Source organism: Mesorhizobium sp. B2-4-18, assembly GCF_006441385.1.
GTDB classification, from domain to species: Bacteria; Pseudomonadota; Alphaproteobacteria; order Rhizobiales; family Rhizobiaceae; genus Mesorhizobium; species Mesorhizobium australicum.
Genome location: NZ_VFUW01000006.1, coordinates 64,453 through 76,958, shown reverse-complemented (window position 1 = coordinate 76,958; position 12,506 = coordinate 64,453). Strand labels below are relative to the sequence as shown.

Here is a 12,506-nt window from a genome sequence, read left to right as displayed (position 1 = left end):
TCATGGCAAAGATTGCAAAGCGTGTATCGAAGACCCGTGAAGGCATCGATCCCAACAAGGCTTACGCGCTCGGTGATGCGCTGAAGCTGCTCAAGGATCGTTCCTCGGTCAAGTTCGACGAGACCATCGAAGTGGCCATGAACCTCGGCGTAGACCCGCGTCATGCCGACCAGATGGTTCGCGGCGTGGTCAACCTGCCGAACGGCACCGGCCGCTCGGTCCGTGTCGCCGTGTTCGCCCGTGGCGACAAGGCCGAAGAGGCCAAGGCCGCCGGTGCCGACATCGTCGGTGCCGAGGATCTGGTCGACATCGTCCAGAAGGGCACGATCGATTTCGATCGCTGCATCGCCACGCCGGACATGATGCCGCTCGTCGGCCGTCTCGGTAAGGTGCTCGGCCCGCGCGGCATGATGCCGAACCCGAAGGTCGGCACCGTCACCACCGATGTCGCCGCGGCCGTCAAGGCTTCGAAGGGCGGCGCGGTCGAGTTCCGTGTCGAGAAGGCCGGCATCGTTCATGCCGGTGTCGGCAAGGTCTCTTTCGACGTCAAGGCGCTGGAAGAGAACGTCCGTGCCTTCGCCGATGCGGTGACCAAGGCAAAGCCGGCTGGCGCCAAGGGCAACTACGTCAAGAAGGTGTCTGTCACCTCGACGATGGGCCCGGGCCTCAAGCTCGACGTCGCGACGCTCGCCGCGTCCTGATTGGATTTGGATTGGCCTTTCGAAGGCTGATCCGTGACTGAATTCCGGGCCTTGGATTTATCCTGGGCCCGGTACCGGAAGCCGGAAGGCTTCCGGACATCCTGTCCGAGATTGCGGGCGGCCCGAACCTTGATTCAAGAGGAGGGCCTTAATTCATGTGGGCCTGCATGAGACGGGTGAAAACCGGACAACGGAGCAACAAGCTCCAATGAAAGGTTCGAACCGTGTTTGCCTTTTGTCTGCGCATCGCCGGCTTTGCCGTCGATGTGGCGAAAGGGGGCAGGATCCTCGAGCGTCGTTCGGGAGATCCGTTACTGGATGGCCCGGCCGGCAAAAGGCAACCCGACGCCTGTCCTCGAAATGGGAATGTTCCCATTGGCAGGACTGGGGTCAACTGGAGATAGGCAGTGGACAGAGCGGAAAAACGCGAACTCGTCACGGGCCTGAATGATGCGTTTTCGGGCGCGGGTTCAGTAGTCGTGGCCCACTATGCCGGTATCACCGTCGCGCAAATGAACGACCTTCGGTCGAAGATGCGCGCTGCCGGTGGCACCGTTAAAGTCGCGAAGAACCGTCTCGCCAAAATCGCTCTTCAGGGCACGGACTCCGCATCGATCATCGAGCTGTTCAAGGGACAGACGCTGATCGCGTATTCGGAGGATCCGATTGCGGCGCCGAAGGTCGCGTCCGATTTCGCCAAGGGGAATGACAAGCTCGTCATTCTCGGCGGCGCAATGGGCACCACCTCGCTCAACGCCGACGGTGTGAAGGCACTCGCCACACTTCCGTCGCTCGATGAGCTGCGCGCCAGGCTGGTTGGCATGATCGCCACGCCGGCAACCCGGATCGCCCAGATCGTCAATGCGCCAGCGGCCTCGGTCGCGCGCGTCATCGGCGCTTACGCCCGGAAGGACGAGGCGGCATGAGGCCGTTCCTCGCTATCAAAAACACACGTTCGAACCTAACGAAGGAACACAACAATGGCTGATCTGGCAAAGATCGTAGACGACCTTTCGAAGCTGACCGTCCTCGAGGCGGCTGAGCTGTCGAAGCTTCTGGAAGAAAAGTGGGGCGTTTCGGCTGCTGCTCCGGTGGCGGTTGCCGCTGCTGGCGGTGCTGCCGCTGCTGCTGCCCCGGTTGAGGAAAAGACGGAATTCGACGTCGTTCTCACCGAGGCCGGCGCTCAGAAGATCAACGTCATCAAGGAAGTCCGCGCCATCACCGGTCTTGGCCTCAAGGAAGCCAAGGACCTGGTCGAAGCGGCTCCGAAGCCGGTCAAGGAAGGCGTTTCCAAGGCCGATGCTGACAAGTTCAAGGCGCAGCTGGAAGCAGCCGGCGCCAAGGTCGACCTGAAGTAAGCGTAAAAAGCGGCGGGCGGCCTCGCGCCGTCCGCCACTCCCTTGGGTGACCAGGGGAGGCTGCGTGACGCGAGATGTACGAAAACCTCTTTCCTGAGGGCCGTAAACCGGCCTTCAGGAAACGGGTTTTCTCCCGTTTTAGCCGGTAACCGCCAAGCAATTGGAGAGGCGGCCGGAGAACAGACAGAGAGCCGCCGCCCAGGTGGCTCAGTATGCAAGACGAACCGCGGCGAGGTTCGTCCCGAGTTTAGAGCTAAGGAGCGACGATGGCCCAGACCCAGACTTTCAATGGCCGCAGACGCGTACGCAAGTTCTTCGGGAAGATCCCGGAAGTTGCGGAGATGCCGAACCTTATCGAGGTTCAGAAGGCATCCTATGACCAGTTCCTGATGGTGGACGAGCCCAAGGGCGGGCGTCCCGACGAAGGACTGCAGGCTGTTTTCAAGTCGGTCTTCCCGATCTCCGATTTTTCCGGCTCCTCCATGCTGGAGTTCGTGAAGTACGAGTTCGAAGGACCGAAATTCGACGTTGACGAATGCCGTCAGCGCGACCTGACCTATGCCGCGCCGCTGAAGGTGACGCTGCGCCTCATCGTGTTCGATATCGACGAGGATACCGGTGCCAAGTCGATCAAGGACATCAAGGAGCAGGACGTCTACATGGGCGACATGCCGCTCATGACCTTGAACGGCACCTTTATCGTCAACGGCACCGAGCGCGTCATCGTCTCGCAGATGCACCGCTCGCCGGGCGTCTTCTTCGACCACGACAAGGGCAAGTCGCACTCGTCGGGCAAGCTTCTGTTTGCCGCCCGTGTAATTCCCTACCGTGGCTCGTGGCTCGACATCGAGTTCGATTCCAAGGACGTCGTGCACGCCCGCATCGACCGTCGCCGCAAGATTCCGGTGACGTCGCTGCTGATGGCGCTTGGCATGGACGGCGAGGAGATCCTGTCGACCTTCTACAACAAGATCACCTACAAGCGCGCCGGCGACCATTGGCGCATTCCCTTCAACGTCGAGCGTTTCCGCGGCCTCAAGGCCGTCGGCGACCTGGTCGATGCCGACACCGGCGAGATCGTCGTCGAGGCGGGCAAGAAGATCACCGCTCGCCAGGCACGCCAGCTCGGCGAAAAGGGTCTCAAGGCGATCAAGGCGACCGACGAGGATCTGCTCGGCAACTACCTGGCCGAGGACATCGTCAACTACGCCACCGGCGAGATTTTCCTCGAGGCCGGCGACGAGATCGACGACAAGACGCTCAAGGTGCTGCTCGGCACCGGCGAGCAGGAGATCCAGGTCCTCGACATCGACCATGTCAATGTCGGCGCCTATATCCGCAACACGCTCGCCGTCGACAAGAACGAGAGCCGCCAGGACGCGCTGTTCGACATCTACCGTGTCATGCGCCCGGGCGAGCCGCCGACGCTCGAGACCGCCGAAGCCATGTTCAACTCGCTGTTCTTCGACAGCGAGCGCTACGACCTGTCCGCCGTCGGCCGCGTCAAGATGAACATGCGCCTCGAGCTCAAGGCCGAGGACACCGTGCGCGTGCTGCGCAAGGACGACATCCTGGCCGTGGTCAGGACGCTGGTCGAACTGCGTGATGGCAAGGGCGAGATCGACGACATCGACAATCTCGGCAACCGCCGCGTGCGTTCGGTCGGCGAGCTGATGGAGAACCAGTACCGCGTCGGCCTGCTGCGCATGGAGCGCGCGATCAAGGAACGCATGTCCTCGATCGAGATCGACACGGTCATGCCGCAGGACCTGATCAACGCCAAGCCGGCGGCCGCCGCCGTGCGCGAGTTCTTCGGTTCCTCGCAGCTGTCGCAGTTCATGGACCAGACCAACCCGCTGTCGGAGATCACCCACAAGCGTCGTCTCTCGGCGCTTGGACCGGGCGGTCTGACCCGCGAGCGTGCCGGCTTCGAAGTGCGCGACGTGCACCCGACGCATTACGGCCGTATCTGCCCGATCGAGACGCCGGAAGGCCCGAATATCGGTCTGATCAACTCGCTGGCGACCTTCGCGCGCGTCAACAAGTACGGCTTCATCGAAAGCCCGTACCGCAAGATCGTCGACGGCAAGCTGACCAATGACGTCGTCTATCTTTCGGCGATGGAAGAGGCCAAGCACCATGTCGCGCAGGCCAACGCCGAGCTCGACAAGAATGGCGGCTTCGTCGACGAATTCGTCATTTGCCGCAGCGCCGGCGAAGTGATGATGGCGCCGCGCGAAAACGTCGACCTGATGGACGTGTCGCCCAAGCAGATGGTGTCTGTTGCCGCGGCGCTCATCCCGTTCCTCGAGAACGACGACGCCAACCGCGCTCTGATGGGCTCGAACATGCAGCGCCAGGCCGTGCCGCTGGTGCGCGCCGAGGCGCCGTTCGTCGGCACCGGCATGGAGCCGATCGTCGCCCGTGACTCGGGCGCCGCCATCGGCGCGCGTCGTGGCGGCATCGTCGACCAGGTGGACGCGACGCGTATCGTTATCCGCGCCACCGAGGATCTCGATCCGGGCAAGTCCGGCGTCGACATCTACCGGCTGATGAAGTTCCAGCGTTCGAACCAGAACACCTGCATCAACCAGCGTCCGCTGGTGCGCATGGGTGACCGGGTCAACAAGGGCGACATCATCGCCGATGGTCCCTCGACCGAACTCGGTGATCTGGCGCTCGGCCGCAACGTGCTGGTCGCGTTCATGCCGTGGAACGGCTACAACTACGAGGACTCGATCCTGCTCTCCGAGCGTATCGTGGCCGACGACGTCTTCACCTCGATCCATATCGAGGAGTTCGAGGTCATGGCGCGCGATACCAAGCTCGGTCCGGAGGAAATCACGCGCGATATTCCAAACGTCTCGGAAGAAGCGCTGAAGAACCTCGACGAAGCCGGCATCGTCTATATCGGTGCGGAAGTGCAGCCGGGCGACATCCTGGTCGGCAAGATCACGCCGAAGGGCGAGAGCCCGATGACGCCGGAAGAGAAGCTTCTGCGCGCCATCTTCGGCGAAAAGGCTTCCGACGTGCGCGACACTTCGATGCGCATGCCTCCGGGCACTTTCGGCACCGTCGTCGAGGTGCGCGTGTTCAATCGCCACGGTGTGGAGAAGGATGAGCGCGCCATGGCGATCGAGCGCGAGGAGATCGAACGCCTCGCCAAGGATCGCGACGACGAGCAGGCCATTCTGGACCGTAATGTCTATGCGCGTCTTTCCGACGTTCTCGTCGGCAAGGAAGCGATCGCTGGACCGAAGGGCTTCAAGAAGGGCTCGACGCTGTCCAAGGACACGCTCGACGAGTATCCGCGTTCGCAGTGGTGGCAGTTTGCGGTGGAGAACGAAAAGCTCCAAAGCGAACTGGAAGCCCTGCGTGGCCAGTACGACGATTCCAAGAAGGCGCTCGAACAGCGCTTCATGGACAAGGTCGAGAAGGTGCAGCGCGGCGACGAAATGCCTCCGGGCGTCATGAAGATGGTCAAGGTCTTCGTGGCGGTGAAGCGCAAGATGCAGCCCGGCGACAAGATGGCCGGCCGTCACGGCAACAAGGGTGTCGTGTCGCGTATCGTTCCGGTCGAGGACATGCCTTTCCTCGAGGACGGCACGCATGCCGATATCGTGCTCAACCCGCTGGGTGTGCCGAGCCGCATGAATGTCGGCCAGATCCTGGAAACGCATCTGGGCTGGGCCTGCGCTGGCATGGGCAGGAAGATCGGCGAGCTTATCGATGCGTACAAGACAGCCGGCGACATCAAGCCGCTGCGCAAGACGCTCGAGAGCTTCATGCCGGCCAACGACCGCAACGAGCCGGTTCGCGAATATGACGACGAGAGCATCGTTCGCCTGAGCGAGCAGATGCGCCGCGGCGTCTCCATCGCGACCCCGGTGTTCGACGGCGCGCATGAGGCTGACATCAACATCATGCTGGAGCAGGCGGGCCTGCACACCAGCGGTCAGTCGCAGCTCTATGACGGACGCACCGGCGAGCCGTTCGATCGCAAGGTGACGATGGGCTATATCTACATGCTCAAGCTTCACCACCTCGTGGACGACAAGATCCACGCGCGTTCGATCGGTCCGTACTCGCTCGTCACTCAGCAGCCGCTGGGCGGCAAGGCGCAGTTCGGCGGCCAGCGCTTCGGCGAGATGGAGGTCTGGGCACTGGAAGCCTACGGCGCCGCTTACACGCTGCAGGAAATGCTGACGGTGAAGTCGGACGACGTCGCCGGCCGCACCAAGGTCTACGAGGCGATCGTGCGTGGCGACGACACGTTCGAGGCAGGCATTCCCGAGAGCTTCAACGTGCTCGTCAAGGAAATGCGGTCTCTCGGCCTCAATGTCGAGCTCGAGAACACCAAGCTCGACGAAAACCCGATCCGGCTGCCCGATGCTGCCGAATAGGGGCGCGGCCGAGTAAACAAGACATCCGGGCGCGGGAGAGGGCTCTCGCGACCGGATGCACCAATTCTTCGGCCGGTGGGCCGACCACTCAGCGGGCATTCGGCCCGCGTTAGATGCAAGGGGTTTTCGAGGACCCCGAAAAGGAGAACGGCATGAACCAAGAGGTCATGAATCTCTTCAATCCGCAGGCGCCTGCGCAGGTGTTCGATTCCATCCGGATTTCGCTTGCCAGCCCTGAGAAGATTCTGTCCTGGTCGTTCGGCGAGATCAAAAAGCCGGAGACCATTAACTACCGCACCTTCAAGCCGGAGCGTGACGGTCTGTTCTGCGCGCGCATTTTTGGCCCGATCAAGGACTATGAATGCCTGTGCGGCAAGTACAAGCGCATGAAGTACAAGGGGGTCATCTGCGAGAAGTGCGGCGTCGAAGTCACGCTGTCGCGCGTCCGCCGCGAGCGCATGGGCCATATCGAGCTGGCGGCTCCCGTCGCTCACATCTGGTTCCTGAAGTCGCTGCCCTCGCGCATAGGCACGCTGCTCGACATGACGCTGAAGGACATCGAGCGCGTCCTCTACTTCGAGAACTACATCGTCACCGAGCCTGGCCTCACCGCGCTGAAGGAGCACCAGCTGCTCAGCGAGGAAGAGTACATGATCGCCGTCGACGAATATGGCGAGGATAGTTTCACCGCCATGATCGGCGCCGAGGCCATTCATGACCTTCTGGCCGGCATGGACCTGGAGAAGATCGCCGGCGACCTCCGTTCCGAACTGGCGTCGACCACGTCCGAGCTGAAGCAGAAGAAGTATCTGAAGCGGCTCAAGGTCGTCGAGAACTTCATGGAATCCGGCAACCGTCCGGAATGGATGATCATGAAGGTGGTTCCGGTGATCCCGCCGGACCTGCGCCCGCTCGTCCCGCTGGACGGCGGTCGTTTCGCGACGTCCGACCTGAACGATCTCTACCGCCGCGTCATCAATCGCAACAACCGCCTGAAGCGGCTGATCGAGCTGCGGGCGCCGGGCATCATCGTGCGCAATGAAAAGCGCATGCTGCAGGAAGCCGTCGATGCGCTGTTCGACAACGGCCGTCGCGGCCGCGTCATCACCGGCGCCAACAAGCGTCCGCTGAAGTCGCTGTCCGACATGCTCAAGGGCAAGCAGGGCCGGTTCCGTCAGAACCTGCTCGGCAAGCGCGTCGACTATTCCGGACGCTCGGTTATCGTCACCGGTCCGGAGCTCAAGCTGCACCAGTGCGGCCTGCCGAAGAAGATGGCGCTCGAACTGTTCAAGCCCTTCATCTACGCCCGTCTCGACGCCAAGGGTTACTCCTCGACCGTCAAGCAGGCCAAGAAGCTGGTCGAGAAGGAGCGTCCGGAAGTCTGGGATATCCTCGATGAGGTCATCCGCGAGCATCCGGTGCTGCTCAACCGCGCGCCGACGCTGCACCGCCTGGGCATCCAGGCGTTCGAGCCGATCCTGATCGAAGGCAAGGCGATCCAGCTTCACCCGCTGGTCTGCACGGCCTTCAACGCCGACTTCGACGGCGACCAGATGGCCGTTCACGTGCCGCTGTCGCTGGAAGCGCAGTTGGAAGCCCGCGTGCTGATGATGTCGACCAACAACATCCTGCACCCGGCTTCCGGCGCGCCGATCATCGTGCCGTCGCAGGACATGGTCCTGGGTCTCTACTACCTCTCGATCGTCAACCAGAACGAGCCGGGCGAAGGCATGGTGTTTGCCGACATGGGCGAACTCCAGCACGCGCTCGAGACCAAGGCCGTGACCCTGCACGCCAAGATCAAGGGCCGCTTCCGCACGGTCGACGCCGAAGGCAAGGTCGTGTCGAAGATCCATGACACCACGCCTGGCCGCATGATCATTGGCGAGCTTCTGCCGAAGAACGTCAACGTGCCCTATGAGACCGCCAACCAGGAGATGACCAAGAAGAACATCTCCAAGATGATCGACACCGTCTACCGCCATTGCGGTCAGAAGGAGACGGTCATTTTCTGCGACCGCATCATGGCGCTCGGCTTTGCCCATGCCTGCCGTGCCGGCATTTCGTTCGGCAAGGACGACATGCTGATCCCGGACACCAAGATCAAGCTGGTGTCGGACACCGAGGCTTTGGCCAAGGAGTACGAGCAGCAGTACAATGACGGCCTGATCACGCATGGCGAGAAGTACAACAAGGTCGTCGACGCCTGGGCCAAGTGCTCGGAAAAGGTCGCCGACGAAATGATGGCCCGCATCAAGGCGGTCGAGTTCGAGGACAACGGCCGTCAGAAGCCGATGAACTCGATCTACATGATGTCGCACTCCGGTGCGCGCGGCTCGCCCACCCAGATGCGCCAGCTCGCTGGCATGCGCGGCCTGATGGCCAAGCCGTCGGGTGAAATCATCGAGACGCCGATCATCTCGAACTTCAAGGAAGGCCTGACCGTGCTCGAGTACTTCAACTCGACCCACGGCGCCCGCAAGGGTCTGGCCGATACCGCCTTGAAGACGGCGAACTCGGGTTACCTCACCCGTCGTCTGGTCGACGTGGCGCAGGACTGCATCGTCAACTCCGTGGATTGCGGCACCGACAAGGGCCTCACCATGCAGCCGATCGTCGATGCTGGTCAGGTCGTCGCTTCGGTCGGCCAGCGCGTACTGGGCCGTACATCGCTCGACGACATCACCCATCCGGTGTCGGGCGAGGTCCTGGTCAAGGCCGGAACGCTGATGGACGAGCGTGACGTTGAGCAGATCGAAAAGGCCGGCGTGCAGTCGGTCCGCATCCGCTCGGCCCTGACCTGCGAAGTCAGGATCGGCGTCTGCGCGGTCTGCTACGGACGCGATCTGGCCCGCGGCACCCCGGTCAACCAGGGCGAAGCCGTCGGCGTCATCGCGGCGCAGTCGATCGGCGAGCCGGGCACGCAGCTCACCATGCGTACCTTCCACATGGGCGGTACGGCGCAGGTGGTGGACAGCTCGTTCCTTGAAGCCTCCTATGAGGGCAAGGTCGAGATCCGCAACCGCAACGTGGTGCGCAACTCGGACGGCCAGCAGATGGTCATGGGCCGCAACATGGCGGTGCTGATCCTCGACGAAGCCGGCAAGGAGCGCGCCACGCACCGTGTCACCTATGGTTCGCGCATCTTCGTGGACGATGGCGACAAGGTGAAGCGCGGTCAGCGTATCGCCGAGTGGGATCCCTATACCCGTCCTGTCCTCACTGAAATCGAGGGCAAGGTGTCGTATGAGGATCTGGTCGACGGCATTTCCGTTCAGGAAACGGCCGACGAGTCGACCGGCATCACCAAGCGTGAGGTCATCGACTGGCGTTCGACGCCGCGTGGCAACGACCTCAAGCCCGCGATTGCCATCCTGGACACCAAGGGCAAGGTCGGCAAGCTGTCGAAGGGTGGCGACGCCCGCTTCCTGCTCTCGGTCGAGGCCATTCTCTCGGTCGAGCCGGGTGCTCAGGTTCGCCCCGGCGACGTGCTGGCGCGTATCCCGATGGAAAGCGCCAAGACCAAGGACATCACCGGCGGTCTGCCGCGTGTTGCCGAACTGTTCGAGGCACGTCGTCCGAAGGATCACGCCATCATCGCCGAGATCGATGGCACGATCCGCTTCGGCCGCGACTATAAGAACAAGCGCCGTATTATCATCGAGCCGCATGACTCGACGCTCGAGCCGGTCGAGTACCTGATCCCGAAGGGCAAGCCGTTCCATCTCCAGGACGGCGACGTCATCGAGAAGGGCGACTACATCCTCGACGGCAATCCGGCGCCGCACGACATCCTGGCGATCAAGGGCGTGGAGGCACTTGCTTCCTACCTCGTCAACGAGATCCAGGAAGTCTACCGCCTGCAGGGCGTCTCGATCAACGACAAGCACATCGAGGTGATCGTTCGCCAGATGCTGCAGAAGGTCGAGATCACGGTGCAGGGCGACTCGACCTATATCCCGGGCGACCACGTCGACGTGATCGAACTGGAAGAGGTCAACGAGCGCCTGGTCGAGGACGGCAAGAAGCCGGCCGAAGGCCAGCCGGTGCTCTTGGGCATCACCAAGGCGTCGCTGCAGACGCCGTCCTTCATCTCGGCCGCCTCCTTCCAGGAGACGACCAGGGTGCTGACGGAAGCCGCGGTTGCCGGCAAGACCGACATGCTGCAGGGCTTGAAGGAAAACGTCATCGTCGGCCGGCTGATCCCCGCCGGCACCGGCGGCACGATGAGCCAGATCCGGCGCATCGCCACCTCGCGCGACGAACTGATCATCGACGAGCGCCGCAAGGCCTCCGGTGTGGAAGTCGCCGAGCCGATGCTGGCGGACATGACAACCGCCGCGCAGTAGGCGCGGCGGCAAAAATCTCAGGCAACAGAAGCCGTCGGGGCAACCCGGCGGCTTTTTCATTTTTGCGATCGGAGGAAAGCGGATGAACACGAAGACCTGGACGGCTGTCGATGACTACATCGTTTCTTCTCTCTTCGAGGCGGATCCCGTTCTCGACGCGGTTCTGGCGGCCAACCGCCGCCAGGGCCTGCCGGCGATCGACGTCTCGGCGGCGCAAGGAAAGCTGCTCTCGCTGCTGGTGCGCATCAGCGGCGCGAAGAAGGTGCTCGAGATCGGCACGCTGGGTGGCTATTCGACCATCTGGATGGCGCGGGGATTGCCTGCTGACGGCAAGGTCGTGACACTCGAACTCGATCCGCACCATGCCAAGGTCGCGCGTTCGAATTTGGAGCGGGCAGGGGTTGCGGACCGTGTGGAACTGCGTGTCGGTTCGGCGCTCCAGTCGCTCACAGAACTGGGCGGCGAGAATGCCGGCCCGTTCGATCTCGTCTTCATCGACGCGGACAAGCCGAACAACCCGAACTATCTGGCCTGCGCCTTGCGGCTGTCGCGGTCAGGAACGGTCATCGTCTGCGACAACGTCATCCGCGATGGTGCCGTTCTGGATGAAGATGGACGCGATGCCAATGTCGAGGGCGCCCGCGCGGCATTTTCATTCATCGGTGGCGACAAACGGCTGGACGGCACCGCCATCCAGACGGTGGGCGCCAAGGGCTATGACGGGTTTGCGATTGCGGTTGTCGACTGATGCCAAGGCGGCCCGGCGACCTCAGTCGAAAAACGCCTCGACCACGTTGCGCTTGCCGAGCATGAAGGCGTCGGCGACGTGCTGGAGCGGCGCAAGGTCCACATCCGACGTCCCGGCGTGCACGATTTCGGCAAAGCGCCGGTAGAGCATCGGATATTCCGCTTCCGGCTCCTCGTGTACGATATTGCCATCGACGGCGAGCTTCGAGCCGCCACCCGAGAGCACCATCTGTCCGGCATCCGTATCGGCCAGGATGTCCCAACTCTGCGGTCCGGTCTGCAACCAGTCGAGATCCATCGTCACATCCGATCCGTTCGCTGCCCGGAACGCGACCTGGGCCGCGATCGGCGCGTCACGGTTCGCCGGAAAGTCGAGCACGGCCGAAGTGATGTACATGGCCGGCAGGATGTAGGTTGCGATCGACAGCGCGTTGATGCCGGGATCGAAGACGCCGAAGCCGCCAGGCTGCCAGATCCAGTCCTGGTTTGGGTGCCAGCGGCGCACATCTTCCTTCCAGACGATCGCCGCCGATTTGATTTTGGTCGAAGCGAGGAATGTCCGCGCCGCTTCGACCGCCGGCGCGTAGCGCGAATGCCAGCTTGCGAACAGTGAGACGCCTTGTTTTGCCGCGAGCGCCTTCAGGTCCTCGACCTCGCTGACCGTGGCACCGGGCGGCTTTTCCAGGAAAACGTGCTTCCCAGCCTCGAGCGCCTTGCGCGCGGCGTCATAGCGGAACTGCGGCGGCATGCACAGCGACACTGCATCGAGTTCGGGGACCGCGCCAAGCATCGTCTCGATGTCGGGGAAATTCACAATGCCATCGACCTTGCCGTGCCGGCTGGCCGCCGCGATCAGCTGGTAATCCCGATCCTTGGCCAGGGCGGGAAGGTGTTGGTCGCGGACGATCTTGCCGACGCCGACAATGCCGATTCTTATGGGCGATATGG

The 12,506-nt window shown here is 62.6% G+C and carries 7 protein-coding genes; 6 read left to right on the top strand and 1 reads right to left on the bottom strand.

Annotation, left to right across the window (positions count from 1 at the left end; genetic code table 11):
• Positions 1 to 2 precede the first annotated feature (2 nt).
• The 6 genes from rplA to FJ527_RS15965 all read left to right on the top strand — a co-directional run bounded on the left by rplA (position 3) and on the right by FJ527_RS15965 (position 11,559).
• On the top strand, positions 3 to 701 hold the full coding sequence (rplA, locus tag FJ527_RS15990) for a 50S ribosomal protein L1 (protein ID WP_140620687.1): 699 nt from the start codon (positions 3 to 5) through the stop codon (positions 699 to 701).
• Between the two features lie 407 nt (positions 702 to 1,108).
• Positions 1,109 to 1,627 carry a 50S ribosomal protein L10 gene (gene rplJ, locus FJ527_RS15985; protein WP_015317994.1) on the top strand — a complete coding sequence of 173 codons (519 nt, stop codon included), beginning with the start codon at positions 1,109 to 1,111 and terminating at the stop codon, positions 1,625 to 1,627.
• 54 nt (positions 1,628 to 1,681) lie between these two features.
• Positions 1,682 to 2,059 carry a 50S ribosomal protein L7/L12 gene (rplL, locus tag FJ527_RS15980; RefSeq protein ID WP_015317993.1) on the top strand — a complete coding sequence of 126 codons (378 nt, stop codon included), beginning with the start codon at positions 1,682 to 1,684 and terminating at the stop codon, positions 2,057 to 2,059.
• A 266-nt stretch (positions 2,060 to 2,325) separates the two neighbouring features.
• Positions 2,326 to 6,462, top strand: a complete 4,137-nt coding sequence (gene rpoB / locus FJ527_RS15975; protein WP_140666025.1) for a DNA-directed RNA polymerase subunit beta — start codon at positions 2,326 to 2,328, stop codon at positions 6,460 to 6,462.
• 152 nt (positions 6,463 to 6,614) lie between these two features.
• Positions 6,615 to 10,811 carry a DNA-directed RNA polymerase subunit beta' gene (gene rpoC / locus FJ527_RS15970; protein ID WP_140823556.1) on the top strand — a complete coding sequence of 1,399 codons (4,197 nt, stop codon included), beginning with the start codon at positions 6,615 to 6,617 and terminating at the stop codon, positions 10,809 to 10,811.
• An 82-nt stretch (positions 10,812 to 10,893) separates the two neighbouring features.
• Complete coding sequence (locus FJ527_RS15965) at positions 10,894 to 11,559, top strand: O-methyltransferase (protein ID WP_015317990.1); 666 nt, start codon at positions 10,894 to 10,896, stop codon at positions 11,557 to 11,559.
• A 21-nt stretch (positions 11,560 to 11,580) separates the two neighbouring features.
• Here the strand turns inward: FJ527_RS15965 and FJ527_RS15960 are convergent, their stop codons facing one another.
• On the bottom strand, positions 11,581 to 12,504 hold the full coding sequence (locus FJ527_RS15960; protein WP_181166381.1) for a Gfo/Idh/MocA family oxidoreductase: 924 nt from the start codon (positions 12,502 to 12,504) through the stop codon (positions 11,581 to 11,583).
• Between the last annotated feature and the right edge of the window lie 2 nt (positions 12,505 to 12,506).